The organism is Pseudomonas syringae group sp. J248-6 (assembly GCF_032586995.1).
Classification (GTDB): Bacteria; Pseudomonadota; Gammaproteobacteria; order Pseudomonadales; family Pseudomonadaceae; genus Aquipseudomonas; species Aquipseudomonas amygdali.
In genome coordinates this window covers 48,082-74,104 of record NZ_JAWHOP010000007.1, presented here as the reverse complement: position 1 = coordinate 74,104, position 26,023 = coordinate 48,082, and the positions used below count along the sequence as shown (strand labels likewise).

The 26,023-nt window shown below is 59.2% G+C and carries 25 protein-coding genes; 16 read left to right on the top strand and 9 right to left on the bottom strand.

What is annotated here, in order from left to right:
* The first annotated feature begins 12 nt into the window (after positions 1 to 12).
* The 5 genes from RYC17_RS11755 (at position 13) to RYC17_RS11735 (ending at position 4,297) form a co-directional block, all read left to right on the top strand.
* The gene (locus RYC17_RS11755) at positions 13 to 681 is read left to right on the top strand and encodes an alginate O-acetyltransferase AlgF (protein WP_002552248.1); all 669 of its coding nucleotides are present in this window, start codon (positions 13 to 15) and stop codon (positions 679 to 681) included.
* 118 nt (positions 682 to 799) lie between these two features.
* On the top strand, positions 800 to 2,251 hold the full coding sequence (locus tag RYC17_RS11750; protein WP_004663964.1) for a mannose-1-phosphate guanylyltransferase/mannose-6-phosphate isomerase: 1,452 nt from the start codon (positions 800 to 802) through the stop codon (positions 2,249 to 2,251).
* A 259-nt stretch (positions 2,252 to 2,510) separates the two neighbouring features.
* Positions 2,511 to 2,870, top strand: coding sequence for a hypothetical protein (locus RYC17_RS11745; RefSeq protein WP_058400613.1), 360 nt, complete (start codon positions 2,511 to 2,513; stop codon positions 2,868 to 2,870).
* 126 nt (positions 2,871 to 2,996) lie between these two features.
* Entirely contained in the window at positions 2,997 to 3,461 is a 465-nt protein-coding gene (locus tag RYC17_RS11740) for a hypothetical protein (protein ID WP_054077852.1), read from the top strand.
* A 17-nt stretch (positions 3,462 to 3,478) separates the two neighbouring features.
* Positions 3,479 to 4,297, top strand: a complete 819-nt coding sequence (locus tag RYC17_RS11735) for an SDR family oxidoreductase (protein ID WP_058400612.1) — start codon at positions 3,479 to 3,481, stop codon at positions 4,295 to 4,297.
* A gap of 309 nt (positions 4,298 to 4,606) precedes the next feature.
* On the opposite strand, the gene RYC17_RS11730 is transcribed toward RYC17_RS11735, so the two are convergent.
* From RYC17_RS11730 to RYC17_RS11715, 4 genes are read right to left on the bottom strand one after another with little or no spacing between them, the layout of a single operon-like run.
* A complete protein-coding gene (locus RYC17_RS11730) occupies positions 4,607 to 5,467 on the bottom strand; it encodes an HlyD family secretion protein (RefSeq protein WP_058400611.1) in 861 nt (286 codons plus the stop codon).
* A gap of 23 nt (positions 5,468 to 5,490) precedes the next feature.
* Complete coding sequence (locus RYC17_RS11725) at positions 5,491 to 5,691, bottom strand: DUF1656 domain-containing protein (RefSeq protein WP_058408858.1); 201 nt, start codon at positions 5,689 to 5,691, stop codon at positions 5,491 to 5,493.
* Positions 5,681 to 7,867, bottom strand: a complete 2,187-nt coding sequence (locus RYC17_RS11720; protein WP_316889935.1) for an FUSC family protein — start codon at positions 7,865 to 7,867, stop codon at positions 5,681 to 5,683. Before RYC17_RS11720 ends, RYC17_RS11725 begins: the two co-directional genes overlap by 11 nt.
* The gene (locus tag RYC17_RS11715) at positions 7,864 to 9,345 is read right to left on the bottom strand and encodes an efflux transporter outer membrane subunit (protein WP_316889938.1); all 1,482 of its coding nucleotides are present in this window, start codon (positions 9,343 to 9,345) and stop codon (positions 7,864 to 7,866) included. The genes RYC17_RS11720 and RYC17_RS11715 overlap by 4 nt, the downstream gene beginning before the upstream one ends.
* A gap of 183 nt (positions 9,346 to 9,528) precedes the next feature.
* Here RYC17_RS11715 and RYC17_RS11710 point away from each other — a divergent pair, with 183 nt between their 5' ends.
* Both RYC17_RS11710 and RYC17_RS11705 read left to right on the top strand, forming a co-directional pair.
* Positions 9,529 to 10,476: a LysR family transcriptional regulator gene (locus RYC17_RS11710; RefSeq protein WP_002552240.1), complete on the top strand. Its 948-nt coding sequence runs from the start codon at positions 9,529 to 9,531 to the stop codon at positions 10,474 to 10,476.
* Positions 10,477 to 10,563: 87 nt separating this feature from the next.
* Positions 10,564 to 11,538 (top strand): 2-hydroxyacid dehydrogenase, encoded by a 975-nt coding sequence (locus RYC17_RS11705; protein WP_122258164.1) that lies wholly within the window; start codon positions 10,564 to 10,566, stop codon positions 11,536 to 11,538.
* A 36-nt stretch (positions 11,539 to 11,574) separates the two neighbouring features.
* Here the strand turns inward: RYC17_RS11705 and RYC17_RS11700 are convergent, their stop codons facing one another.
* Complete coding sequence (locus RYC17_RS11700) at positions 11,575 to 12,477, bottom strand: DMT family transporter (protein ID WP_057422374.1); 903 nt, start codon at positions 12,475 to 12,477, stop codon at positions 11,575 to 11,577.
* Between the two features lie 136 nt (positions 12,478 to 12,613).
* Here RYC17_RS11700 and RYC17_RS11695 point away from each other — a divergent pair, with 136 nt between their 5' ends.
* A complete protein-coding gene (locus RYC17_RS11695) occupies positions 12,614 to 13,489 on the top strand; it encodes an AraC family transcriptional regulator (RefSeq protein ID WP_058400606.1) in 876 nt (291 codons plus the stop codon).
* Here the strand turns inward: RYC17_RS11695 and RYC17_RS11690 are convergent.
* From RYC17_RS11690 to RYC17_RS11680, 3 genes are read right to left on the bottom strand one after another with little or no spacing between them, the layout of a single operon-like run.
* Entirely contained in the window at positions 13,478 to 13,810 is a 333-nt protein-coding gene (locus tag RYC17_RS11690) for a DUF3325 domain-containing protein (protein ID WP_122258162.1), read from the bottom strand. The two genes, RYC17_RS11695 and RYC17_RS11690, sit on opposite strands and share 12 nt — an antisense overlap.
* Entirely contained in the window at positions 13,810 to 15,351 is a 1,542-nt protein-coding gene (locus tag RYC17_RS11685; RefSeq protein WP_193600935.1) for a PepSY-associated TM helix domain-containing protein, read from the bottom strand. Before RYC17_RS11685 ends, RYC17_RS11690 begins: the two co-directional genes overlap by 1 nt.
* Before the next feature lie 20 nt (positions 15,352 to 15,371).
* Complete coding sequence (locus RYC17_RS11680; protein ID WP_122258160.1) at positions 15,372 to 15,716, bottom strand: DUF3649 domain-containing protein; 345 nt, start codon at positions 15,714 to 15,716, stop codon at positions 15,372 to 15,374.
* Between the two features lie 201 nt (positions 15,717 to 15,917).
* Here RYC17_RS11680 and RYC17_RS11675 point away from each other — a divergent pair, with 201 nt between their 5' ends.
* The 6 genes from RYC17_RS11675 (at position 15,918) to RYC17_RS11650 (ending at position 22,793) form a co-directional block, all read left to right on the top strand.
* Positions 15,918 to 16,421, top strand: coding sequence for a sigma-70 family RNA polymerase sigma factor (locus RYC17_RS11675; RefSeq protein WP_005746036.1), 504 nt, complete (start codon positions 15,918 to 15,920; stop codon positions 16,419 to 16,421).
* Positions 16,418 to 17,395 (top strand): FecR domain-containing protein, encoded by a 978-nt coding sequence (locus RYC17_RS11670; RefSeq protein ID WP_058408865.1) that lies wholly within the window; start codon positions 16,418 to 16,420, stop codon positions 17,393 to 17,395. The genes RYC17_RS11675 and RYC17_RS11670 overlap by 4 nt, the downstream gene beginning before the upstream one ends.
* 428 nt (positions 17,396 to 17,823) lie before the next feature.
* Positions 17,824 to 20,172, top strand: coding sequence for a TonB-dependent Fe(3+) dicitrate receptor FecA (fecA, locus tag RYC17_RS11665; protein WP_004658341.1), 2,349 nt, complete (start codon positions 17,824 to 17,826; stop codon positions 20,170 to 20,172).
* A gap of 274 nt (positions 20,173 to 20,446) precedes the next feature.
* Complete coding sequence (locus tag RYC17_RS11660; protein WP_002552231.1) at positions 20,447 to 20,875, top strand: HPF/RaiA family ribosome-associated protein; 429 nt, start codon at positions 20,447 to 20,449, stop codon at positions 20,873 to 20,875.
* Between the two features lie 914 nt (positions 20,876 to 21,789).
* A complete protein-coding gene (locus RYC17_RS11655) occupies positions 21,790 to 22,122 on the top strand; it encodes a DUF3509 domain-containing protein (RefSeq protein ID WP_122258176.1) in 333 nt (110 codons plus the stop codon).
* A 338-nt stretch (positions 22,123 to 22,460) separates the two neighbouring features.
* A complete protein-coding gene (locus RYC17_RS11650; protein WP_011167889.1) occupies positions 22,461 to 22,793 on the top strand; it encodes a YXWGXW repeat-containing protein in 333 nt (110 codons plus the stop codon).
* 60 nt (positions 22,794 to 22,853) lie between these two features.
* Here RYC17_RS11650 and RYC17_RS11645 read toward each other — a convergent pair whose 3' ends face one another.
* Positions 22,854 to 23,342, bottom strand: a complete 489-nt coding sequence (locus RYC17_RS11645) for a phosphate-starvation-inducible protein PsiE (RefSeq protein ID WP_054077840.1) — start codon at positions 23,340 to 23,342, stop codon at positions 22,854 to 22,856.
* A gap of 428 nt (positions 23,343 to 23,770) precedes the next feature.
* Between RYC17_RS11645 and RYC17_RS11640 the strand changes: the two genes are divergently transcribed.
* The gene (locus RYC17_RS11640) at positions 23,771 to 24,037 is read left to right on the top strand and encodes a YebG family protein (RefSeq protein ID WP_005615333.1); all 267 of its coding nucleotides are present in this window, start codon (positions 23,771 to 23,773) and stop codon (positions 24,035 to 24,037) included.
* A gap of 698 nt (positions 24,038 to 24,735) precedes the next feature.
* Positions 24,736 to 25,992: a non-hydrolyzing UDP-N-acetylglucosamine 2-epimerase gene (gene wecB / locus RYC17_RS11635; protein ID WP_058400600.1), complete on the top strand. Its 1,257-nt coding sequence runs from the start codon at positions 24,736 to 24,738 to the stop codon at positions 25,990 to 25,992.
* Positions 25,993 to 26,023 lie beyond the last annotated feature (31 nt).

The following is a 26,023-nucleotide window of genomic DNA, read 5'->3' as shown; positions in this document are numbered from 1 at the left end:
GAGGACTGACTCATGACTTTTAACACTACTGCCAACCGTTCGGCCGCAAAACGCATTTTCAAAACCTGCGCAATGGCCGCAGGTCTGGGCCTGATGTCCCTGCAGGCTTTCGCCGGTGACTCCGCCCTGTACGGCCCGACCGCACCAAAAGGCTCGACCTTCGTGCGTGTCTACAACGCCAGCAACGCCGAAATCAGCGCCACCGTTGGCAACACCAACCTCAACGAAGTCGCGCCACTGGGCAGCACTGCGTTCAGCTTCATGCCACAGGGCGACTACACCGCCAAGCTGGGCAGCCAGAGCCTGCCGGTGAAACTGGCGGGTGATCACTACTACACCATCGTCAACAACGCCAGCGGCAAACCGCAGCTGGTTGAAGAGCCGCCGTTCAAGAACAAGCAGAAATCCCTGGTTCGCGTTCAGAACCTCAGCGACAAGTCCCTGACTCTGAAAACCGCCGACGGCAAGACCGAAGTGGTCAACGCCGTAGCGGCCAAAGGCACCGGCGAGCGTGAGATCAACCCGGTCAAAGTCAGCCTGGCGCTGTACGACGGCGACAAGAAAGTCACCGATGTGAAACCAGTGGCACTGGAGCGTGGCGAAGCCGCTGTGCTCTACATCACCGGCAGTGGCAGCAGCCTCTCGCCAGTGTGGGTCAAGCCACCGGTTGCAACCCGCTAAACGGATTATGCAGGTCGGTTCAGGGCATCAGCGCTGAACCGACCCGCGCGGAACAAGAACAAGACAGAAACGACAGACACCTCGTACGGCCCTAATTGAATGCTTTTGGAGAAACAAAATGATTCCAGTTATCTTGTCAGGCGGTAGTGGTTCACGACTCTGGCCGCTTTCGCGTAAACAATTCCCTAAACAGTTCCTGGCACTGACCGGCGAGCACACCCTGTTCCAGCAAACCCTGGAGCGTTTGGTGTTCGAGGGCATGCAGGAGCCTATCGTGGTCTGCAACAAGGACCACCGTTTCATCGTCAACGAGCAACTCGCTGCACTGAACCTGGAAACCCAGGCGATCCTCATGGAACCGTTCGGCCGCAACACGGCGCCAGCCGTTGCCCTGACCGCCATGAAGCTGGTAAACGAAGGCAATGACGGCCTGATGCTGGTGCTGCCAGCCGACCACGTCATCGAAGACCAGAAAGCCCTGCAACGCGCACTGGCACTGGCGACCGTCGCCGCAGAGCGTGGCGAAATGGTGCTGTTCGGCGTACCTGCCAACAAGCCTGAAACCGGCTATGGCTACATCAAGTCCACCGCCGATGCCCTGCTGCCGGAAGGCGTCAGCCGCGTGTCGCAGTTCGTCGAAAAACCTGACGAAAAACGCGCCAGGGAATTCGTCGAAGCCGGTGGTTACTACTGGAACAGCGGCATGTTCCTGTTCCGCGCCAGCCGCTTCCTGGAAGAGCTGAAAAAGCACGATCCGGACATCTACGACACCTGCCTGCTGACCCTTGAGCGCAGCGTGCAGGACGGCGATGCGCTGGAAATCGACGCTTCCACCTTCGCTTGCTGCCCGGACAACTCCATCGACTACGCGGTCATGGAAAAAACCCAGCGCGCCTGCGTCGTACCGCTGTCGGCCGGCTGGAGCGATGTCGGCTGCTGGTCGTCGCTGTGGGAAGTCAACGCCAAGGACGCCAACGGCAACGTCACCAAGGGCGACGTCGTCATCCAGGACAGCCGCAACTGCATGATCCACGGCAACGGCAAACTGGTGTCGGTGATCGGTCTGGACAACATCGTGGTCGTCGAAACCAAGGACGCGATGATGATTGCCCACAAGGACAAGGTCCAGGGCGTCAAGCAGATGGTCGCCACCCTCAACGAACAGGGCCGCACCGAGACCCAGAACCACCTCGAAGTGTACCGTCCGTGGGGCTCCTACGATTCGGTGGACATGGGCGGTCGCTTCCAGGTCAAGCGTATCTCCGTCAAGCCGGGTGCCTGCCTGTCGCTGCAGATGCACCACCACCGCGCCGAACACTGGATCGTGGTATCCGGTACTGCGCAGGTGACCTGTGACGAGAACGTGTTCCTGCTCACCGAAAACCAGTCCACCTACATCCCGATCGCCTCGGTCCATCGCCTGCGCAACCCAGGCAAGATCCCGTTGGAAATCATCGAAGTGCAATCGGGCAGCTACCTGGGCGAAGACGACATCGAGCGTTTCGAAGATATCTACGGTCGTTCGAACGCGCTTGAAGCGGGTGTGAAGACGCAAACTATCGCTCGTTGATAGGGTTTTAGCTGCACGCTACATAGCCTCCGGCGACTCATTGTTGCCGGGGGCTTTTTCATTTGCATAGGTATGCTTGCTTATACACATTCATAACCCGCCAGGTACTTACAGTTCTGTAAACCTCAAGTCCCTGCAACCTTAAATACGCGGCTATTAGCCACTGTCATTTCTGTCAGTAGTACTACCTGCCCACCATGGTTAGGATTGTTTGAACGCAGCCAGCCAACGCTGCACGTTCAAACAGGAGCTATCCGATATGGCTACGCCATCTGCACCCACCCTCCCGACCCCGGTTGTACAAGGAGCGTCAGCAAAAAAAGAAATCTCGTTGAGTAAAGGCATCGTTCTGGAATTACCCGCATTCAAAGACCCACGCTGTACCTTCGTCATACTGAACCTGGTCAATGCAGATAACAGCAACCGTCCGCTGTTATCAGGCTCATCGCCCATAACATCAGGTGAACCAACAATCATAACGCTTGAGAATACAGGCACGGATCCATCCATGATCTTTAAACCGACCCACAAGGCCAGGATTACCGGCACTGTGCAGGTGACAGATATGGACACTTGGCCCGATACCCCGGAATCTGCCGTTTACAGCTTTATTGAGTAATATCAGCCTGGCGCGAAGAGACCTCGGTGAGCATCGGAGTTTCTTTGACCTGTCTCATGTACCGTCATTGGTCAACCACACTGGTTTCTGTAGGATGTCCGGCACTGCCCCCTGCTGGAGACCTGCATGTTTATCGGCATCCTGTTGATCCTGACCTGGCTTGTGTTGTTATTGCGCTACCCCGCCAAGGCCTTGCCGGTCTCGTTGGCTGCGGCGGTCGGGCTTGGGGTCGTGGCGGCTGTGGTGATCTGGCAGGACAGCCAGGAAACGCGCCAGCTTGAGCGCCTGGAAATCCGCCTCGGATACGATCCGCAAGGCTGCCCGGCAGATCGTCCCTTGCAGGTCAGCATCACCAATACCAATCAGGTCGCGTTGCAGGAACTGCGCTGGCGGATCGCGGCCTATGCGCCCGGCGACTCGGTGAATCTGGCGGATAACACCTACACCTCTGCACGCTACCGCGGCCCCGGCGAACTTCAGGCCAAAGGTACGTGGCAGGATTGCGTGCCACTGCCTGCACTGCGCAATGGCTATCGCCCGCAAACCCTGGAATTTCGCGCAGAACATCTACAAGGCAGTTTCTCGGACTGACCACAAGGATCTCCCTCATGCCCATCGCTTTGATTACAGGCTGTTCCAGCGGAATCGGTCGTGCACTGGCCGATGCGTTCAAGGCCACTGGCTATGAAGTCTGGGCCACTGCACGCAAGGCCGAGGATGTCGCTGCACTCAGTGCCGCGGGCTTCATTGCCGTGCAGCTGGATGTCAACGACGGACTGGCGCTGGAGCAACTGGCCGTCGGCCTGGAGCACAGCGGTCTGGATGTGTTGATCAATAACGCTGGCTATGGCGCGATGGGGCCGCTGCTCGACGGCGGCGTGGATGCCTTGCAGCGGCAGTTTGAAACCAATGTGTTTTCCGTCATCGGCGTTACCCGCGCGCTGTTTGCGGCGCTGCGTCGCAACAAAGGCCTGGTAGTCAATATCGGTAGCGTTTCAGGTGTATTGGTCACCCCTTTTGCGGGTGCTTACTGCGCTTCCAAGGCCGCGGTGCATGCCCTCAGCGATGCGCTGCGTCTGGAGTTGGCACCATTTGGCGTACAGGTGATGGAGGTCCAGCCCGGCGCCATTGCTTCAAGCTTCGCAAAAAACGCCAGTCACGAAGCCGAGCAGTTGATCAGCGAGCAATCACCCTGGTGGCCGATCCGCGAAGGCATTCGCGCACGCGCCAAGGCTTCACTGGACAACCCTACACCCGCAACAGAATTCGCCCGCGACCTGCTCAAAGCCGTGCAACACACCCATCCGCCACGCCTTCTGCGTCTTGGCAACGGCTCACGCCTGCTGCCGCTGATGGCGTGGTTGCTGCCCAAAGGGCTACTGGATATGGGCCTGAGAAAACGCTTTGGATTGAACACCGACTTGTGACGCAGAGCGTCACGAACTGCATTCCCACGCTGGAGCGTGCGGAACGATCACCTGCCTATCGTGCAACGCTCCGATTCGTCAATCCCAATGCTGGAGCGTAGGGAGCGATCATCGCAATTATCGTGCGACGCTCCGCGTCGCATGCCGTTCTGGACGCTCTGCGTCCTCAAGCATCAGCCGCCTATCGGCCTGACAATCACCGTGCAGGTCATTCCCGCCGCCAGCACCGCTGTTCTGTAGCCGAGTCTTGTAACTATCGTGCGACGCTCCGCGTCGCATGCCGTTCTGGACGCTCTGCGTCCTCAAGCATCAGCCGCCTATCGGCCTGACGATCACCGTGCAGGTCATTCCCGCAGCCAGCAATACGCTTTCCGGTACGGAATCCAGATGAATGCGCACCGGCACGCGCTGGGCCAGACGCACCCAGTTGAAGGTCGGGTTCACATCAGCGATCAATTCACGACTTTGCGGGTTGTCGCGGTCGTAGATACCGCGTGCGATGCTTTCGACATGGCCTTTGAGCACCTCGCCGCTCATTAACTGCATATCGGCAGGATCGCCCACGTTCAGGTGCGGCAACTTGGTTTCCTCGAAAAAACCGTAGACCCAGAACGAGTTCATATCGACCACGGCCATCTTCGCTTCGCCAATGCGTGCATAGTCGCCACGATGGACATTGAGGTTGGTGACGTAACCGTCCACCGCCGCCAACACCCGCGTGCGGGACAGGTTAAGTTCGGCCGCTTCCAGTTGCGCCTGCGCCAGCTGGTAATCAGCCAGCGCCGAGGTGGCGACATTGCTCGCGTCATCACGGTTTTCTGCCGAGATGACCAGTTCATCCATGTCGGCACGGCGCTTCGCGTTGAGCTTGCGCATCTCCCACGTCGCCTTGCGTGAAGCCAGCAATGCCTGCGCCTGGCGGACTGCGATCCGGTAATGTTCCGGGTCGATCTGCATCAGCAAATCGCCGCGTTTTACCCGTTGATTGTCGTGCACCGGCACATCGACCACGGTGCCGGACACATCGGCGGCTACATTGATGATATCGGCGCGTACCCGACCATCACGAGTCCACGGCGTATCCATGTAGTCGACCCACAGCGTACGACCAACCCAGAGCGCGATTGCCAACACCAACAATGTGGCAAGAAGGCTATAGAACTTTTTCATGCGGATATTTCTCGACTCAGGCGTCAACGATAAAGGGGCAGCGCCAGAGCGCCGAAGATGCAGATAAACACGCACAAGCGCAGCAAGGCCGGGTGCCAGAAATGCCGATACAGGTCAAAACCAGCCAGCAGACGATCCAGCGCCCATGCCAGAACGACAGCCAGCAGAAACATCAGCGTCAGGCTCGGCATGTACAGACCGTGGAAGGCTATTTCACGCGGCATGGGCCATTCCTGAATGGGCGCGTTCGACGCCATAGGCGGCCAGCGGCGATTGCGGGTCCAGCAGCGAGGTGCGGATAAAGTGCAGATAGCTTTTCACCCGACGCAGCACCGAGGTGTCGAAATGCGAGGCGAAGGGTTCATCGGCCTCCTGCACCCGTTTGATGGCCTGATCGACCGCCGACAGGCCGCGCTGCAGATTGACCGCATCGGGCTGGATGAACAGGCGTACCAAGGCGCGTCCCATGACGCGCAACGCGATGCGCCAGGGTTGGTATTCGGCGTAGGCCGGATGAATCGGCAGAATTGCCTGTTCGCGGCGCAGCTCGATAATGGCGTGGCCGATTTCCAGCACCACGAACATCCAGCGCAACAGCTCGCGCTGCACCAAGGGTTTGCTGATCGCCAGACCGTACGCCTGATGCATCAGGTCGCGGGTCTGGCTTTCGAAGCTTGAACCCAGACGCTTGAGCGGTGCGCCAATCGCAAACACCACCTGATTGCGCAAGGCCTGCTCCAGACGCTGCCACATCCAGCGGCTGTTGGGTGGCAGGATGATCGCCCCCGCTGCGGCACAGATCAGCATGCCGATGACCATCGCGAGGTAATCGTTGATGAAGGTGTAAGGGTTGTAGACCGTCAGGTTGTCCGGCACCGAGCCCAGGCTGAAAAAAATCAGCAGCCCCAGGCCGTATCCCGTCCACTGCGGACGTGAACCCAGAAAGGCGCCGAGCACAAACACCGGGGCCAATAGCAGGCACAGCAGCGGGAAGCCGTCGATGTGCGGGAACAGAAAAAAGGTTTCGACAAAACCCAGCAGTGCGCCGAGCAAAGTACCGCCGGCCATCTGCAACGACATGCGCCTGGGGTTGTGGGTGGTCGATGACAGCGCGACAGTCGCCGCCGAAGCCAGGACCATGCTCGCGCCGCTGGGCCAGGCTGTCAGCACCCAATATGCACTCATCAGGCCGACTACGCAGGTCGCGCGGGCTCCGGACGCCAGGGCTGTCATCCAGTGGGTACGCGGCACGAATGAAGCGTTCCACTGCTCACGCGCATGGATGTGATCGGCCAGCGATGCGTGGGTCAGTGCGTAATCATGCAGCTCGCTGACCAGCCGGTACAGCAGCTCGAACGCCGTATGAAAATCGAGTCGTTCGGCGTCGCTCGGCAGGGTGTGTTCCAGCTCGGCGCGCAGGCTTCTGACCCGCTCGGGCAACTGCGCCCTGCACGTCTCAAGGCGCGTGACCAGCAGCGCAGCATCATCGTTGGTCAACGCGCGGTCGGCGAACACATCAAGCAGCTCTGCGAGGGTTTCAAGACCGGGACCGATGTACCTCAACACCGTATCGGCACGTTCCAGCCGCAGCCGTTCAAGCAACTGATGCAGTGCATTGAAGCGCGTCGTAACGGCCATGAACTCGCTGTTCAAACGATTGAGCCGCCCGTTGCGTCGGCGCATGTGCGGGTCCTCGAACACTGTGACGCTGCGCAGCCCTTCCAGACCGATGGCCTCGGCGACGAAGCGCACGTTTCCGGTTTCAAATGCCGTGCGTGCAATCTCCCCGCGCAAACCCTCGGCCATGAAACGGGCGAATACGCCGAAGCGCTGGTACAGCGCATTGCGCATGGCGGCACTGGAACTCTGCGGCAGAATTGCCGCACTCACCGCAGTGGAACAGAGGATCCCCAGGGTGATTTCCAGCACTCGCCACACCGCTGACATGAATGAACCTTCGGGATGCGCCAGGGCGGGCAGCCCTACCATCGCGGCCGTATACCCCGCCAACACGAAGCCGTAAGCACGAAAGTTGCGATAACGCGCCGCACCTGCGGAACAGATACCGACCCAAAGCGCCAGGCTGCCGAGAAACGGCAGCGGGTTCTGCGCAAACAGGGCCATCAGCAGCACCATCATGGCCGACCCGGCCAGCGTACCCAGCAGGCGGTAAAAACTTTTGGCGAACACCTGCCCGCTCTGCGGCTGCATGACGATGAACACGGTGATAATCGCCGTGTGCGGCTGCGGCAACTCCAGGCGCAGAGCCAGCCAGTACGTCAGAAATGCAGCGATCAATACCTTGAAAAGGTAAACCCAGGTCACCCCGTCACTGCGCGCCCAACTACGAAATTCACGACGCCAAGGCAAAGCGGTCACGCGCTCAAAGGCAGCAATCATTTCGCACACTCAAGATCAGCAGTGGTGCCTGAAGAATGGCAACCGCCGCTCTCCCCGCCCAGCGCTACCACCAGCCCGGCATAGGCATTAAGGCGCGCAGCCTCAACCTGTTGCTGAATCTGCTGCTGGCGAAACAACTGGGTCCGGGCGTTGAGCACGTTCAGGTAATCGGTCAGCCCGCGCTGCCAGGCAATCAATGCGATGTCGTAGGTCTTTTGTGCCGACGTTACCGACTCGGCGGCCAATGCCTGTTGCTTGTCCATCGAGGCGCGACGAATAAGCTGGTCGGAAATACTTTTCAACGCCATCACCAGCGTCTGGTTGTAATGCGCCACGGCCTGGTCATAAGCGGCCGACGCCTGACCCAGCTGCGCCCGCAAGCGCCCGCCGTCAAAAATCGGCAAGCTGATGGCTGGCCCGACCTTGTAACCCAGCTTACTGCCGGTCAGAAACTCCAGCATGCCGCCGCCCGTGGCCATGTAGCTCAGGCTGCCGACCAGATCGACATTGGGATAAAAGCCCGCATGCGCAACGTCGATACCGCGCGCCTGCGCCGCAACCTGCCAGCGCGCGGCCACCACATCGGGCCGCCGTCCCAACAGTTCGGCGGGCAATGCCGACGGCATTTTCAGCTCGGTGTGCAACGACAGCGTGGGCCGTTGCAGCGCCGCGCTCTCTCCCGGCCCTTTACCTGCCAGAGCAGCCAGCTGATTGCGGCTCAGGGCGATGGCCTCTTGCAGCGCATCAATCTGCCGGTGGGCCTCGGGCAATGGCGTTTCGGCCTGACTGATCTCGAAATGCGTGCCGATCCCGCCCTTGAGGCGACGCTGCGCCAGATCGAGTATCTGTTGCTGCTGGGCCAGCGCTGCCTCGGCGATGTCCAGTCGGGCGTATTCAAGGGCCAGCTGGATGTAGGCGCGAACCACGTTTTCCTGCAATTCGAGCTGCGCCTGACGCTGCTCGGCAGCACTCACGTGCGCCAGATCAAGGGCCTGCTCGCTGGCGTTGCGTTCACGCCCCCACAGGTCCAGCGCGTAGCTCAGGCCCAGCGACGCATTGTTGTCCCAGGTGCGAGTATCGGCCAGCGCTCCGGGACCATAAAACTGATCCTCGGGCCAGTCGTGGCGCATCAGGCTGGCACTGCCCTGCACCTGCACCGACTCGGATGACTCGGCGATCTGCGCCATCGCTCTTGCCTGGCGCACACGGGCAGCGGCCAGCGCCAGACCCGGGCTGCCAAGCGTAGCAATATCGACCCAGTGATTGAGTTGCGCATCGCCGTAGGCACGCCACCATTGCGCTGCGGGCCAATGGGCGTCGAGGGCAGCGCTCTGAATCGCCTGATCGGTGGCCAGGCTGTCCGCGTGCAGAAGACTGCCCTGCGGTTTGATTCCATGTGTTCCGATACAGCCGTTGAGGACCAGCGTAAAAGCCAGGATACCGACGGGCCAGAGCCCTCTGATGATGCGACGCGGCACAGCTGCGAGTTCCCGAACGGAGGTAATACACCTTGAATGGCGGCGATTCTAGGCGGCGCTTGACGCGGCGATAAGCGGGGATATTTGTGAATCTTTGTTACTGAAACGGCGATAATCCTTTGGTCTGGATACATGCATCCGTTACTTCATGTCACAATTTGCCATCTACTCAGAGAAGTACCCATGGACACCCTGCAAAACATGCGTGCCTTCAGTTGCGTGGCGCAAGCGGGCAGCTTCACTGCTGCCGCCGCCGTGCTGGATACCACCACCGCCAACGTCTCGCGCGCGGTCTCCAACCTTGAAGCACATTTACAGACGCGCCTGCTCAATCGCACCACCCGACGCATTGCCCTCACAGAAGCAGGCAAGCGCTACTTGTTGCGCTGCGAGCAGATTCTGGCCTCGGTAGAAGAAGCCGAGGCCGAAGCCAGCGACGCCCACGCCCGCCCGGCCGGGCAACTCAAGGTGCATTCGATGCCCGGTGTCGGCCAGCATTACGTGATCGACGCCATCGCCCGTTATCGCCGCAACCACCCTGACGTCGCGTTCGACCTGACCATGACCCACCGCGTGCCGGACTTGCTGGAAGAAGGCTATGACGTGTCGATCGTGCTGGCCAGCGAACTGGCAGACTCCGGCTTTGTGTCTCAGCGGCTGGGCATTACCTACAGCATCGTGTGTGCATCGCCCGAGTACGTCAAAACCTTCGGCATGGCCCACAAGCCTGCCGACCTGCTGAATCATGCGTGCCTGCGCCTGGTCAGCCCGGTGTTCCCGCTGGACAAGTGGCTGTTCGATGGCCCGGAAGGTCAGGAGATGGTCACCATCAACAGCTCGCCGCTGCTGGTCAATTCTGCGGATGCCATGAAAACCGCGATTTCCAGCGGCATGGGAATTGGCATTCTGCCGATCTATTCGGCAATAGAAGGGTTGCGCAACGGCACGTTGGTGCGAGTGCTGTCGGATTACCGTTCGCAGGAGCTGAACCTGTACGCCATCTATCCGTCACGCCAGTATCTGGATGCCAAGATCAGAACCTGGGTCGAATACCTGCGCGGTTCCCTGCCGGAAATTCTCGCGGCCGATGAGGCGGATCTGCATGTGCAGGCACTCAAGTCCTCGTTCTGACATCGTACAACTGTAAAAAGCGGCTGCCAAAGAGCGGAGATGAATGTTAGCGTGCTACTCATTCAACCGCTCAAGAGTGACTGCCCAATGAAAAAAACCGTACTCGCCTTCAGCCGTGTTACTCCAGAAATGGCCGAGCGCCTGGCACAAGACTTCAACGTGATCGTGCCCAACCCCAAGCTGGGCGACATCAGCGCCCAGTTTAACGAAGCCTTGCCTGAATCCCATGGGCTGATCGGCTCAGGCCGCAAGCTGGGTCGCGAGCAGCTGCAAAATGCAACGAAACTGGAAGTGGTTTCCAGCATCTCGGTGGGCTACGACAACTACGATGTCGACTACCTGAACGAGCGCGGCATTCTGCTCACCAATACGCCGGATGTACTGACCGAGAGCACCGCCGACCTGGGCTTCTCGCTAATCATGAGCAGCGCCCGCCGCGTCGCCGAACTGGATGCCTACACCAAGGCCGGACAGTGGACGCGCAGTATCGAGCCTCCGCACTTCGGCACCGACGTGCACGGCAAGACGCTGGGCATCGTCGGCATGGGCAATATCGGCGCAGCCATTGCCCGCCGTGGTCGTCTGGGCTTCAACATGCCAATCCTGTACAGCGGCAACAGCCGCAAGACCGAGCTTGAAAAGGAACTGGGTGCACAGTTTCGCAGCCTGGACCAATTGCTGGCCGAAGCGGATTTCGTCTGCCTGGTAGTGCCGCTGAGCGAAAAGACCAAACACTTGATCGGCCGTCGCGAACTGAGCCTGATGAAGCCCGGCGCCATCCTGATCAACATCGCCCGTGGCCCGATTGTCGACGAGCCCGCGCTGATCGAAGCCCTGCAGAACGGCACCATTCGCGGTGCCGGTCTGGACGTTTACGAAAAAGAACCGCTGCAAGAATCGCCGCTGTTCCAGCTCAAGAACGCCGTCACCCTGCCGCACATCGGCTCAGCCACCACCGAAACCCGTCAGGCGATGGCCGAGCGCGCTTATCACAACCTGCGCAACGCGTTGCTGGGCGAGCGGCCGCAGGACCTGGTCAATCCGCAGGTGTGGAAGGGCTAAGGCGTTCCTGCTCTATAACCGAGGATGAACATCGACTCAGGCCAGTTTGCCGCCGACCAGGACGGCAACCGGCCTGGTCTTCCTGAACACCAGCACATTGCCCGCCATCACCAGCACCAGCCCGAGCAAGGCAGCCACGGTCCACTGGTAGCCTTCGACCCACGTCGAGATGTTCAGCGCCACAATCGGGAACAGCACAGTGCAATAAGCTGCGCGTTCCGGCCCCATGCGCCCGACCAGGGTCAGGTAGGCGGTGAACGCAATCACCGAGCCGGGAATAACCAGGAACAGCAGTGAGCCTACGTAACGTGTATTCCATTCAAACGTGAACGGCGTGCCGCTAAGCAGGCAGTAGAGCCCCAGTATCGTCGCCCCGTAGAACATTCCCCACGCATTGGTGGTCAGCGGACGCAGGCCGGCTTTCTGTTGCAGGCTCGACAGCATGTTGCCCGCCGAGAAGCACAGTGTGCCCAGCAGGGCCAGGCCCAGACCGATCAGGGTCTCGCGGCTGGCGCTGTGCCCGGACAGCTCGGGCCAGAACAGACATGCCAGCCCGATCAGGCCCATGGCACCACCGGCCATAACGTTACCGGCGATTTTCTGGCGAAAGAACACCCGCGCATTCAGCGCATTCCACAGCGTCGAAGTCGAGAACACCACAGCGATCAGCCCGCTGGGTATCCACTGGCTGGCCGTGTAGAAACACATGAAGTTGACGCAGAACAGGCACACGCCTTGCGCAAGACAAATCAACTGACCACGACGGTTGACCGGTTGCAGACGCTTTGTCAGCAACAGGAATGCAAACAGCACCAGAGCCGCCAGCGCGAAGCGATAGACGATCGATACCGGAATCGCGACATCGCCGAGTTGAAGTTTCAGGGCGATCCAGGTCGTACCCCAGATCAGCACAGTCAGCAGATAAAGCGAAATGTTCATGGTGCAGGCTCCTTGATGAGCCATCAGTCTGCTGCGTGCCGGTCTGCCAGCGCTTGCACAATCTTGCGCATTTGCTTCAAGCGCTACTGGCAGCGGCGTCGCCAGCGAGTAGGATACAAATCCTAGAGGAATCGTCATGCCCGCCATTGAATCCATCCAGGTCTTTCAGGCCCTGAACAGTTCACCCAATGCCAATCTGGAGCAGAGCGCGCCGCTGGGCGACGGGTTGGTGGCGGCGTTGTGGAACAATCGGCATGACTCGCAGGAATATCACGCACCGACCCACCACACGCTGTCGTGCTACATCGAGGACGGCACCGGGACCTTTCGCCGCGGCAGACCCGACCAGAAAGGTGCGCCGGGCAAGCTGTGCATCTTGCCTGCCGGTCATGAGTCCGCCTGGGTGGTGAACGGCGAGATCCGTCTGGCGCATCTGTATTTCAGCCCGGAACAGTTTGCGCTGGGCTGCGTGACACTACTGGATCGCGAGCCGCGTGAGATGCAACTGCGGGAAAACACCTTTCTGGAAGACCCCGCACAAGCCGCACGCTTCCGGCAGTTGATCCGCCTGAACTGGGCAGAACCCGGTGAGCGTTTGCTGACCAGCAGCCTGGCGCACGAGATGGTCAGCCATGCGTTGCTCAGTCAGGTAGGGTTGCGCGAGGGGTTGCGCCTGAAAGGCGGCCTGGCACCACACCTGCGGCGGCATCTGGTGGACTTCATCGAAATGCACCTCGCCGACCCGCTGAGCCTCGGTCAACTGGCAGGCCTGTGTGCGCTGTCGGAATACCACTTCGCGCGAATGTTTCGCGAAAGCTTCGGCTTGCCGCCACACCAGTACCTATTGGCGCGACGTATCGAACAGGCTCGCCAGTTGCTGCGCAGCACCGGCAAGCCGCTGGGCGAGATCGCGCTGGCCTGCGGCTTCGCCAGCGCCAGCCATTTCAGCAACCGGTTTCGTCAGGCAACGGGGGCCACGCCGGGCGAATACCGGCTGGCGTTAGGCCAATAATTGACTCACGGCTGCCAACGGGCTGAGCAGCACGCCACAGCCTGCCAGCGCCAGCACCCAACGCGGCCGGAACGGCAGTAGCGCAACCAGCAACACCGCGCTGCTCATCAATGCGGCGAACCAGTGCACCGTGCCCATCATCCAGCCATCGGCCTGAACCGCCGCCCATGACGACAACAGCAGCGCGCCCCAGCCGACCAGCTTGAGCGATCGACGCCGCCGTTCGGTCAACGGGCCTTTGAGCAGTTCGCTGTAATGGCGCGCCATGGACAGGCACAGGCAGGTGAACCCTACGTAGCACAACAAGGCAGCCAACAGCATCAGTGGCTCTCCTGAGGTGTGGGCTGCAAGGCAACGCCGGATGTTTTACGGGCGGGTACAGCCGTGAACTTCAGTGCCGCCCAGCCAAGGAACAGCCCGGTGACCAGCGCCGTCAGGTCAAAGGCCGTCATTACCCAGCTTCCCGACATCAGCGAACCCAGCAGATAGCGGCCACTGGTCAGCAGATCGAGCAGCGGCAGCCCGGCAAACAGCACCGCGCCCAGCCCCAGTTGTTCGCGCCATGCACTGCGCCCTTTGCGCACCAGGGCGTGCACCACTGACAACGCCCAGCATGTGAAGAACACGCTGACTTCCCAATCAGCACGCCCGGTGAAACCCGAAGGCAGCAGGCGATTGGCCCAGAAGAAGCTGGCCACGGCAATCATCAACCCGGACATGCTGGCGATGTTCAGCACTTCCACCAGACGCAACTCCAGTGGCAGCACGCCGGTTTTGGCGTGCTTGAGCTGACGCTTGCCCAGCCACATCACCAGCCCGGTGCCGATCATTGCGGTTCCGGCGACCCCGAAAATGAAGTACATCCAGCGCAGCAGCGGCTCGGCGAAATGGCCTACATGCAAACCGTACATCCCGCTGGAAATCAGCAGCGCGACCGGGCGCTCGGGTACTTCGTTCAGCAACGCGCCGCTCGCCCCGCTGAACGTCAGCGCCCCGCCCCGATCCGGCACGATGCTGCCCTTGTCATCACGCGTCAGCAGAACCGAGGCGGTGCTGTCGCCCGGATTATTGACGATCACCCTACCCACCTGCCCGCTGTCCCACTTCGCGTTCGCCGCATTGACCAACGGCGCAAGTGCCACCAGCGGCGCAGGTTTGCCTTCTCGCTTGAGCATTTCCGGGGTCGGATAGGCTTCGCGGTAGAACGCCTGAACCGTGTCGTACTGGCTGAGGATGCTCGCGGGCATCACCATCGACATGAAGATCACCAGACTGCTGTAAGTGATCATCAGATGGAACGGCAACACCAGCACGCCAAGCGCGTTATGCCCATCCAGCCAGGAACGCTGGCCCTTGCGTGGACGAAACGTGAAGAATTCTTTGAAGACTTTTTTGTGAATGATGATGCCGGTGATCAACGCGACCAGCATCACCATCGCGGCGCTGGTTGCCAACCATCGGCCCCAGGGATATGGCATCTGCAGTTGATAGTGAAACCGGTAGAAGAAATCGCCACCGCGTGTGTCACGCGCCTGCACCTCACTGCCGGTCTGCGGATCGAGCAGCTTGCGTACGAAGTTGTTGCGCTGGCCCTGTTTGCCTTCGGGCAGCCAGCCGACCATCAGGCCGGGCGTGCGCTGATCGGGCAGACTGATGAACCAGCGCGTAGCCCCGGCGGCATGGCTTTGCAGATAATCCTGAGCCCGCTGCACGCTGGCACCGGCATCCAGAGCGCGCACCGGAATTTCCGGCTGCATCCACTGGGTAATTTCATCCTTGAAGTAGGAAAGCGTGCCGGTCAGAAAAATAGCGAACAACAGCCAGCCGAACAGTAAACCGACCCAGGTGTGCAACCAGGCCATCGACTGACGAAAACCCTCTTTCACAATAGCCACCGACCGCAGGCGCAGGCAGCCGCCAGCAATGCGCACGGCGCCAGCACTCCGACCCAGGCCTGCAACGCCGTGCGGCAGGCAAAACACCAGAGCACCGCGACCAGATAAACCAGAAAGGACAGCATCATGCCTGTCACCACTGCTTCGGCGCGGGGGATGGGCAGCCACTGCGCAACGCAGATGCTGACCACTGAGGCGAGCAGATAACCGGCAAACACGGCCGCCAGCGCCCGCGAGGTAACGGCAAGCCGATAGGCAACCGTCAGGCCCTTGCTTCTGGATTTCGCCATGCGTTTTTCCGGCAGCGAACCGCTTGCGGTGGTGACATCCATCAAAGGGTCTTCATTGATTCATCAAATCTGGGAAGCCGGATCACCAGCCCTCGGGAAGAGGCCGCGATGAATGCCAGCTGTTTGCGCCATTCGTCCCTGAGTGGGATAAATGAACCGCAATATTAATGATAAATATTCTCATACGCAAAAGAGTCTGCCAGAATCCACGCCATCAACGAGTCCCCGTGGATTGTTCCCGTGATGCCCATCGCCCACTCCGCTCTCAATCACACTGTCGAAAGCCTGTACAGGGCACACAACACCTGGCTGACGACCTGGTTGCGACGCAGGCTCGGCTGTCCGCACAGCGCAGCGGATCTGGCCCAGGACACCTTCATCAAGGTATTGGGCGCACGCGATACGCCGCAGATCATCGAGCCTCGCGCTTTTCTGACGACGATTGCCAAACGTGTATTGTGCAATCACTACCGGCGTCAGGACCTGGAGCACGCCTACTATCAGGCGCTGGCTGAGCTGCCGGAATGCGTGGCACCTTCGGAAGAAGAGCGGGCGATCATTCTCGAAACCCTGGTGGAACTCGATCAACTGCTGGACGGCCTGCCGGTGCTGGTCAAGCGGGCGTTCCTGATGTCGCAGGTCGACGGGTTGAGCCACGGCCAGATTGCCGCCGAACTGGGCATCTCCATCGCAACGGTCAAACGCCATCTGAACAAGGCCGCACTGCGCTGCTATTTCGCCTTATGAACCCGAGCAACGAGTCCTTGAACAAATCCGACATCTCGCCTGGCGTAGCGCAGCAAGCGGTCGGCTGGCTGCTGGAAATGCAGGAAGGCACGCTGGATGCGCGTCGTCAGCAGGCCTGGCAGCTCTGGCTCAATGGCAACGCCGAACATCAGCGGGCCTGGGCGCATATGCAGCGGGTCAATCAGCGCCTCAGCGGGCTGTCTTCGCCGCTGGCGCATGCGACACTCAATGCGCCGAAATCCGCCAGCCGTCGGCACGCTCTGAAACTGCTGTTGTTGCTCGGCGCAGGCTCGGCAGCAGGCTGGAGTCTGCGCGAGCAGATCGCCCTGCAACCCTTGCTGGCCGACTACAACAGTGGCGTTGGCGAGCAGCGCAAGGTGGCCTTGAGCGATGGCAGTCAGGTGCAGTTGAATACGGCCAGCGCGGTCGATGTGCGTTTCGATGCACAGCAGCGCCTGATCAAGCTGTTGCAGGGCGAAATCCTCATGACCGCCTCGGCGGACAGCCGCCCGCTGAGCCTGTTGAGCGCCGAGGGCACGGTCAGGGCATCGACAGGCGCCAGCCGTTTCAACCTGCGCCAGCTGGATGGGCGCACGCAATTGGCGGTGTTTGCCGGAGCCCTTGAAATAGCCCCTGCCGGCAAAAGCGGCCCCGGTTTAATGCTGCGGGCCAGCCAGCAAGTGACCTTCAGCCGTGATGCCTGGGACAGCGTGAAACCGATAGATGCGGGCAGTGGCGCGTGGGCGGACGGGATGCTGGTGGCGTCGCGCATGAAGCTGTCCGACTTCCTCGCCGAGCTGGGCCGCTATCGACGCGGTCGTTTGAACTGCGATGCAAAAATCGCCAGCCTGCTGATTTCCGGCAGCTATCCGCTGGCCGACAGCGAGCGCATCCTCGACATGCTGGAACTCGCCCTCCCGGTGCATGTACAACGCCTCACCCGCTATTGGGTGAACGTGCAGGCGCGGGTTTGATGTCTCCTCAAATGCTGACCGCTCGCTCCTGCGTTCCAGTGTTTATGGAGATACCGAAATACGAGGCTGAAACCACGCTAACTATCGTTCCCACGCTCCGCGTGGTAATGCAGTTCGTGACGCTCCGCGTCACACAACTCTGCGATTCAGTGAGATTTCGGCTCGACTCAAGTCACCTTTTCGCCCCTCGGCGAGTTACTTTGAAGGGGCCAAAGTAACCAAAGCCCTTCGCTCCTGTTTCCGGCCCGACTTCGTCGGGTTCCTTCGCCCTGTCACCGATCCGGGGGTCGCCAAACGCATCACCACGCGAGGCGCGGGTGCGATAATCAAACCCGGAAAAATAATTTCAAAACCCGTGAGCCGTTTTCTGTTGCTCGCGTGACAGACAGTGAAAGCCTCTCTCAACCTTCCGGTCAAAGGACTCCTGCATGTCAGCCCGCCCTACCCAACTTTCTCCGCTGGTGCGTACGTTGCGCCATGTCATTTTCGGTGCCAGCCTTTCGGTCGGCAGTCTGTCGATGGCGCAAGCTGCCGAGGTGGCACCCAAGGCGTATCACATTGCGCCAAGCGAGCTTGAAGCTGCGCTGAGCCAGTTCGGTCGAGAGTCCGGTGTGTTGATTTCCTATGGTTCGCAAATCACCAGCGGCCTGAAGAGCCGAGGCCTGGAAGGTCAGTACACGCCCGAGCAGGGCCTCAATGCGTTGCTCGAAGGCACCGGGCTGCAGGCCCTGGCCGACGGCAATAACGGCTTCACCCTGCAACCGGTCAATGCTGCTGGCGCGCCTATCGAGCTGGGTGTGTCCACCGTGGTCGGCGACTGGCTGGGTGCCGCGCAGCAGACCAACGTTTTCGAACACCCCGGCGCACGTGATGTGATCCGTCGTGAAGAATTCGAGCGTGTCGGCGCAACCTCGGCGCGTGAAGTGCTCAATCGCATCCCGGGCGTCAATGCCCCGGACAACAACGGCACCGGCAGCCACGACATGGCGCTTAACTTCGGCATTCGTGGCCTCAACCCGCGTCTGGCGTCACGCTCCACCGTATTGATGGACGGCATCCCGGTGCCGTTCGCACCTTATGGTCAGCCGCAGCTGTCCTTCGCGCCGATCAGCATGGGCAACATGGACGCAGTCGATGTGGTGCGTGGCGGTGGTGCGGTGCGTTACGGGCCGCAGAACGTGGGCGGTATCGTCAACTTCGTGACCCGTGCCATCCCCGACGCACCTACCCTCAAAGGCGGCATACAGACCGAAACCAGCCCGTCGTCCAGCCACGATGGTTTCAAGACCACCGGCAACCTGCTGGCAGGTGGTACGGCGGACAATGGTCTGGGCGGCGCGATTCTGTATTCCGGCGTACGCGGCGGTGACTGGCGCGAGCACAGCGATACCCAGATCGACGACTTGATCCTCAAGGGCAAATACCAGATCGACGAAGCCAACAGCCTCAATGCCATGGCGCAGTATTACGATGGCGAAGCGCAGATGCCCGGCGGCCTGAACGTCAGGGATTACGATGCCGATCCGTACCAGTCGACGCGTCTGAAGGACAAGTTCTGGGGCCGTCGCACCATGTTCAACTTCGGCTACCGCTATGAAGAGGATGCGCGCGTCTTCACCGCCAACACGTTCTTCACCAAAACCCTGCGCAGCGGCTATCTGGATCAGGGCAGCTTCGTTTCCCTGTCGCCCCGCGAATATTGGGTACGCGGTCTGGAAACGCGCTTCTCGCAAGGCTTTGCACTGGGCGAGACCTGGCATGAAGTGGGCGTCGGCTACCGCTACGTCAACGAAGCGGGTCACGAACTGCGCTATCGCGAACCGGTGACCGGTAACCTGCCGACCACCGCCAGCCGCAACGACCGTGACACCCGCGGCGCGACTGAAGCGCATGCGTTCTACATTGATGACCGTATCGACATCGGCAAGTGGACCATCACGCCCGGCGTTCGCTACGAGATGATCGACACCGCGCAGAACAACAACCTGACCAACGCCCGCTATCAAGGCGACTACAGCACCGCACTGCCAGCGCTGAATGTGCTTTATCACCTGACCGACACCTGGAACCTGTACGCCAACACCGAAGGCTCGTTCGGCAGCGTGCAGTACAGCCAGATGCCCAACCGCGTTACCGGCGATGAAGTCAAACCGGAAAAAGCCCGCACCTGGGAACTGGGTACGCGCTACGACAACGGCAACCTGCGAGCCGAGATCGGTGCATTCCTGATCAACTTCGATAACCAGTACGACAGCAATCAGACCAACGACACCGTGATCGCACGCGGCGAGACGCGTCATCAGGGGATCGAGACCAGCGTCAACTATGCGCTGGAAGGCCTGAGCCCGGTATTGGCAGGTTACGATGTCTACGCGAGCTACGCTTTCGTTGACGCGACAATCCGTGAAGACGGCCCGAATAAAGGCAACCGCGTGCCGTTCTCGTCAAAACACAAAGGAACGATGGGCGTCAGCTACACCGAAGGGCCGTGGAAGCTGAATTTTGACAGCTCTTTCCAAAGCGACCAGTTCGCCGACAACGCCAACACAGCGGCCGAAAGCGCCGACGGCAGCACTGGCAAGATCCCTGGTTACATGCTGTTCAGCACCCGCGCCAACTACGACTTCGGCCCGCAACTGTCGGACCTCAACGTAGCGGTCGGGATGAAGAACATCTTCAACCGCCAGTACTACACCCGCTCGTTCGACGACAACAACCGTGGCAAATACGTCGGCGAACCGCGCACGGTGTACGTACAAACGTCAGTTGCATTCTAGTTCCCGGACGCCAGAGCGTGAGAGAAGTGTTATCCCGGACACCTCTCGTTCCTCACGCTCCGCGTGGGCGTGCCGTTCTGGACGCTCTGCGTACGCTCCTGATTCTCAGCCTTGAATCAGGGCGGCCATTTTTTGCTGCGAAATATTTCTTACACATTGGGGTTGAATTGTCAGGCCATTGCCGCCAACACTGTGAATGAGCGCAAACGAAATCGATTCCGCAAGGAATCACGTAGTCCAGCCTCGCACGAGCAAGCCCTAATAAGGATTAACTATGCAAATCCAGGTCAATAGCGATAATCACATCGAAAGCAGTATCCGACTGGAGGAGTGGGTTCGTACCACCGTTGAAAGCACGCTCGAACACTACGATGAAAACCTGACCCGCGTGGAAGTCCACATCCGCGACGAAAACGGCGACAAGCCTGGCCCGCACGACATCAAGTGCCAGATGGAAGCTCGCCCCAAAGGACACCAACCTATTTCTGTTTCCCACAAGGCCGATACGGTAGATCAGGCTGTGGATGGCGCTGCTGTAAAACTCGATCACGCCCTCGAGCATCTGTTTGGCAAGCTGCGCGGCAAACGAGGTGCCGCACCGATCATCGCCGAGCAGGATGAAGATCCGGTCAGCCCGGACGCGCTGCTCGAAGAAGAATTTCTGGAAAAAGAGCAGGAGAAAGAAGCCGCTCGTCTGACCTGATGTTCCACTGACACGTTTTGCAAAAAAAGGGCGAACCGGCAACGGTTCGCCCTTTTTGTTTGCCATGGATTGTTCCCCATGAGCAGGCAAACGCAGCGCTCCACGCACGCCGACAATCTGTCGACCAGCGTGCCCTACACACGGTTGTGCCCCAATCAGTGCGCACCACAAACGCTCGCTGCACAGCTTTGGCCACCTTGCCCCATCGCTCGCCTCGCAGCGATCTCGATCGCCGGTTGCCGTCTATCGAATTTAACATTCAGCACCGGGCAGTCCGAGCACGGCACCTGACAGCCATAGGCGAGCAAAAAATCATGCCCCTTGCCTACATGAGCAGGCGGGTCAGCCCTTCAAACCGACAAGCGTTCAACACTCACCCTGCCGCTCTGCAGCAAGACGCTCAACGTCAGGACCTGGGCAGCAGGCGAGTACGGTTTTGACCCGTCTTTACGAATCTCTGACGCCAGAATTCGGTTGTCGGAGTGTCAGACAATCACTCGAAAAAGTCGTACGCAAACTGCATTCGCGAAAGGAGCAGGCCATGTCAGGGACGTGTTCTTCGCGCCTCTTCAAGAGCTCTTTTGCCAACCAAATCACCGGTTCGCATTGAAGCCAAACAAGCCGTGAAGCAACTGCAATGGGCTCCCGTTCAGCGGCTTATCGCGCATCACACATGCAATATGGCCCGAACCATGCAATGTCCTGCAGTACGCGCTACGAGGCTGGCCATCAGGAGGGCCACTTCCAGGCGCGGACTCGTTAAAGCGTCTCAAACGAAACCTGTCATCCACGCGAAAGACGACAGCAAACTGTCAGCAGCAGGCGAAGGAGTAACGCAACCGCTGATCAGTCGTCGAGAACCAAAAGGACTATTACCCGGTCAACTTATGCAGACCATTGAGCAGGTGAATGATATGGACAATCCTTTTCAGATGATCACGGACACTTTTCACCCCGACTATCGGGTGAATCTGAGCATTCAAGGGCTGGACGGCAGCATCATGCTGACCCTGTCCAACGAATGCGGAGTCGTTGCCAAACGCCTGATCAGCGCCGCGCAACGCAATGACCCTCTACGCCTGCGCAAGCTTATCGAAAGCGTGCAATTCGGCATCGCCATCGAGCGTGGCGAAAGCGCGATCAAGATTCTTGCAGCGATGACTGATGGTGCCACGCTCAAAAAGACACCTGGCCCGGCCAATGGTCTGTGGTCGCAGAATCAGGCCGCGGTGAATGCCGGGGTTTGACGGGCGCTTTCTTCTTCCGATTCAGTGCCTTTGATGGCGCTGAATCGGGATGGAATTCATTGATGCCGTTTTTCATCAGTTACGTTAACTGAATATCTTCAGCGGCGTGTATCGCGGCCGATTGGTCATCAACTTCAAGAAAAAACCCATACTCGCCATGCCCCCTTATGCAGCCTGCAAGGCCTGAAAAATCAGGCACTTCGCCATCAAACTCCCTCCCGCCTCTTCAGCAAAAGTACAGATACATCCTGCTACAACAATCCTTGCGCAGAAACATTCGAGCGACTGGGCACTGCGTTCAGCGCCACTGCACCTGCGGATGATTCCGAGGAGGCAACATGTTCTTAAGGTATGGGGTATTGATCGCATCACTTGCGATAGCGTCAGGCTGTGTCGAAGAGCGGGTAGTCCATGAGCGACCACACGTACATCATGAATACGTCGAAGAAGTCATCGCGCCACAACCACCCCCTGAGCGGGTAATTGAAGTAGAACCGGCGCCTCGTCCCGGCTACATCTGGGCACGCGGTTACTGGCACTGGAACGGGCAGCGGTTCGTACCGGTTCATGGTCACTGGGAGGCGGAACGACCTGGCTACCACTATGTGCATCCGCACTGGGAAAGCGCCGGAGACGGCTGGCACTGGCGTGCCGGTGTGTGGCTTAACTGACAGGCGACTTCCATAGCAACGTACTGGCGGCATCGATCACGGATGCCGCCAGTGTCTCGATCAGACCTCGCCTTTCTCTTCGGTCACAGCGCCTTTGACCGAACTGGACGAATCAGGAATTTTCGCCGACGGGTATTTGTACGACGCGTAGCGCACCACCAGAATTGCAAACGCCAGCAACAGAATGCCGCCACACAGGTAGATGATGCCAATGTCCGGCGGGTTGTGGTGGGATACGTCGGAAATCAGCAGACGGGTCAGTGCAGTGATCGCAACGTAGATCAGGAAGCGCACGGGCATGTGGTTGGTCTTGAAATAAATCCCGGTCATCGCCCCCAGCTCCAGGTAGATGAACAGCAGCAGGATGTCATCGACCGTGACGTTGCCTTTCTCGACCATGCCCAGGAACGCAACCACTGACGCCCAGGCAGTGATCGCGCCAATCGCGAACAGCGCCAGAAAGTGAAAGCTCTCGACGCAGAGATTACCCAGTGACTCGGCCTGACCATGCACGCGGTGTCTTATCTTTACTGCCCATTTGTTTCCCATGACGCTCTACCTCTGAACCTTCGTTTATGCCGACCGGATGATGCCGGGTACTGGTGACACCTTTAGTGGCCTGCTTTTTAAAGCAGGAACAGGGCCATAGGCTATGGTTGAGAGCGCAACGGGTTGTCGCAAGGCACATTTGCAGCGCAAAAAAGATGCTTAAACGCCACTATTCAGGGAGGGGTTGATTGGTGCAGGCTTTTTACTGTATAAAAACACAGTAATCAAGAAATCACCTTCAACGCCGATGCGTCGGAGAGCGGCCTTCATGCAGACCCTCATATGGATATGCATGCAGCGCCCCGCTACACCTGACCGGCATGCTGGTCTTGCAGGATCAATGCTTTTGCATACCCGCTGGTCAGAGCGTGAAGCGCTGAACGTCCGGGTCTAGCCCTTTCAACACTGGATAACACGACGAGGCCAAAATGGCTGTTGAAACCCTTTACCGCAGTACCCGCGATCTGGAGACTACTTTCGTGGACCGTAAACTCGCCGATGCGCACGATCAAATGCTCGAGCTGGCCGAGCTTCTCACCGACGTCCTGATCAAGAACGTGCCGGGGATCTCGGAGAAGCATGCAGAGGATGCGAGTATCTACATGGCGAAAAATCGCGCCGTCTTTGCCGCAGCCTTCAAAAACAACGCGACTGCGCTCAGCGAGCTGTCGGAGCCTGCCGAGTCGGAAGGCTGATTGCGTTCTGCACCGCGACCCCCTCATTTGGAGGGGTTCGCTAATCATTCTCATTTAATAACCGGGCAATTTCCTGCATTACTGCTACAACTCAATAGTGCAGCTCACTTAACTTTAGCGGTATGTAAGCTATTCCTTAACATCTCGTTCACCTGCAGCGCATCAAACTCGATACAAAAGCAAAGTTCCACACTGTCATTATATCAGCGCCATTTTTGTGAACCCCTTCGCTTTTCCTGTCATTAATCAGGCGTCAGTATTCTGCTGTAGTGATGCACGCCACAGCACGGCGATTTTTGTTGGAACTTTTTGCCATCATGGCGACTTTCAGCACATTAGCGTCCTTTGAAAACAGCCTGACCGACGCTATCATGCGCCCGCAAAACCCCCGTATTCATTGGGCAAAACGGATTTTTCAAAAGTTATAACCCTGAACTGACCATCCTGAAAAACCAAAGTTCCTGAAAACTATTACTTTGAAAAATAGTTAATAAAACATTTTGCTTTATTATTTTGTTCTGCTAATAATCCCGACAATTCCGGGTAACAAGGCACATTGCTACATCACATTGAAGTGAATATCGAGCTACGCACTCCGATCTTCCCCGCCCGAGAAACTCATTAACTCGCCAGCTGGTCACGCTGCTCTCAGCCTGGCTTTGCTATTGCGCGGCGCGCTCAAAGCGCGGGAGGAAATAATGGCTGGTCAGCAACCGAGGATGAAGGTCCTTTCCATATTCGGTACTCGTCCAGAGGCCATCAAGATGGCTCCGTTGGTCAGAGCACTGGCCGCAGAGCCGGGTATCGATTCGAGAATCTGCATCACCGGACAGCATCAGAGCATGCTGCAACAGGTGCTGGACATGTTCGAGCTCAAGGCCGATTACAGCCTTGATGTGATGCGCCCCGATCAGACGCTGAACTCCCTGACCGCGGCGCTTTACGCGGCGATCGATCCGATTCTGGACGAGATGAAACCGGACAAGGTGCTGGTTCATGGCGACACCACCTCAGCAATGGTGGCGGCCATGTCGGCTTTTCATCGCCGCATCCCCATCGGCCACGTCGAAGCCGGTTTGCGCACCGGTGACATCCGTCAGCCATGGCCTGAAGAGATGAACCGCCGCTGCATCGATCTGATTTCCGATCATCTGTTTGCACCGACGGCAGAGTCGCGCCGCAACGTGCTGGGCGAGCGCCTGCAAGGTATCTCGTTCGTGACCGGTAATACCGTGATCGACGCCCTGCACTTGACCGCTCAGCGGATCGACAGCAACCGCCAGTTGCGCCACGCACTGGATCGCCAGTTTTCGTTTCTGGTACCTGAACGCAGGGTGTTGGTGGTGACCGGGCATCGGCGCGAGAATTTTGGCGACGGCTTCCTGAATATCTGCAAGGCGCTGGGCGAACTGGCCCGACGCGACGACATACAAATCGTCTACCCGGTGCATCTGAACCCCAACGTTCTGGGGCCGGTCACCGAGCACCTGGGCGATTTGCCCAACGTGCACCTGATCAAGCCTCTGGATTACCTGTCGTTCGTGCGCCTGATGCAACGCGCCCACGTCATCCTTACCGACTCCGGCGGCGTGCAGGAAGAAGCGCCGTCGCTGGGCAAGCCGGTGCTGGTCATGCGTGATGTCACCGAGCGTCCCGAGGCAGTCGCAGCGGGTACTGTACGTTTGGTAGGCACCGAGACCGACGCGATCATTAGTGGCGTGAACGCCCTGTTTGATGACGACGCCTTGTGGCAGAGAGCCTCCCATGCCGCCAACCCTTACGGCGACGGCAAGGCCAGTGCGCGCATCGTCGATGCCCTGATGGGTCGTCCGGTGGATGAATTTGTCGCCGAGCTGCCGCGTTATCGCACCGACCCGGTCGATGTGCAGCTCGACACGCTTATCCAGCCTCAGCCTCAGCACCAGCATAACCAGATGCGCTCGATGGCAGGTTAGCGAGAACACGCGCAGGTAGCGCAAAAGAACA

Coding starts and splice junctions, on each gene's coding strand:
- RYC17_RS11735 (WP_058400612.1), top strand. CDS start 3,479: ATGCCCATCGCTTTGATTACAGGCTGTTCCAGCGGAATCGGTCGTGCA.
- RYC17_RS11655 (WP_122258176.1), top strand. CDS start 21,790: ATGGACAATCCTTTTCAGATGATCACGGACACTTTTCACCCCGACTAT.
- fecA (WP_004658341.1), top strand. CDS start 17,824: ATGTCAGCCCGCCCTACCCAACTTTCTCCGCTGGTGCGTACGTTGCGC.
- RYC17_RS11640 (WP_005615333.1), top strand. CDS start 23,771: ATGGCTGTTGAAACCCTTTACCGCAGTACCCGCGATCTGGAGACTACT.
- RYC17_RS11730 (WP_058400611.1), bottom strand. CDS start 5,467: ATGAAAAAGTTCTATAGCCTTCTTGCCACATTGTTGGTGTTGGCAATC.
- RYC17_RS11750 (WP_004663964.1), top strand. CDS start 800: ATGATTCCAGTTATCTTGTCAGGCGGTAGTGGTTCACGACTCTGGCCG.
- RYC17_RS11700 (WP_057422374.1), bottom strand. CDS start 12,477: ATGAACATTTCGCTTTATCTGCTGACTGTGCTGATCTGGGGTACGACC.
- RYC17_RS11685 (WP_193600935.1), bottom strand. CDS start 15,351: ATGGCCTGGTTGCACACCTGGGTCGGTTTACTGTTCGGCTGGCTGTTG.
- RYC17_RS11755 (WP_002552248.1), top strand. CDS start 13: ATGACTTTTAACACTACTGCCAACCGTTCGGCCGCAAAACGCATTTTC.
- RYC17_RS11675 (WP_005746036.1), top strand. CDS start 15,918: ATGCCCATCGCCCACTCCGCTCTCAATCACACTGTCGAAAGCCTGTAC.
- RYC17_RS11710 (WP_002552240.1), top strand. CDS start 9,529: ATGGACACCCTGCAAAACATGCGTGCCTTCAGTTGCGTGGCGCAAGCG.
- RYC17_RS11705 (WP_122258164.1), top strand. CDS start 10,564: ATGAAAAAAACCGTACTCGCCTTCAGCCGTGTTACTCCAGAAATGGCC.
- RYC17_RS11695 (WP_058400606.1), top strand. CDS start 12,614: ATGCCCGCCATTGAATCCATCCAGGTCTTTCAGGCCCTGAACAGTTCA.
- RYC17_RS11720 (WP_316889935.1), bottom strand. CDS start 7,867: ATGATTGCTGCCTTTGAGCGCGTGACCGCTTTGCCTTGGCGTCGTGAA.
- RYC17_RS11660 (WP_002552231.1), top strand. CDS start 20,447: ATGCAAATCCAGGTCAATAGCGATAATCACATCGAAAGCAGTATCCGA.
- RYC17_RS11670 (WP_058408865.1), top strand. CDS start 16,418: ATGAACCCGAGCAACGAGTCCTTGAACAAATCCGACATCTCGCCTGGC.
- RYC17_RS11645 (WP_054077840.1), bottom strand. CDS start 23,342: ATGGGAAACAAATGGGCAGTAAAGATAAGACACCGCGTGCATGGTCAG.
- wecB (WP_058400600.1), top strand. CDS start 24,736: ATGGCTGGTCAGCAACCGAGGATGAAGGTCCTTTCCATATTCGGTACT.
- RYC17_RS11650 (WP_011167889.1), top strand. CDS start 22,461: ATGTTCTTAAGGTATGGGGTATTGATCGCATCACTTGCGATAGCGTCA.
- RYC17_RS11680 (WP_122258160.1), bottom strand. CDS start 15,716: ATGGATGTCACCACCGCAAGCGGTTCGCTGCCGGAAAAACGCATGGCG.
- RYC17_RS11745 (WP_058400613.1), top strand. CDS start 2,511: ATGGCTACGCCATCTGCACCCACCCTCCCGACCCCGGTTGTACAAGGA.
- RYC17_RS11690 (WP_122258162.1), bottom strand. CDS start 13,810: ATGCTGTTGGCTGCCTTGTTGTGCTACGTAGGGTTCACCTGCCTGTGC.
- RYC17_RS11740 (WP_054077852.1), top strand. CDS start 2,997: ATGTTTATCGGCATCCTGTTGATCCTGACCTGGCTTGTGTTGTTATTG.
- RYC17_RS11725 (WP_058408858.1), bottom strand. CDS start 5,691: ATGCCGCGTGAAATAGCCTTCCACGGTCTGTACATGCCGAGCCTGACG.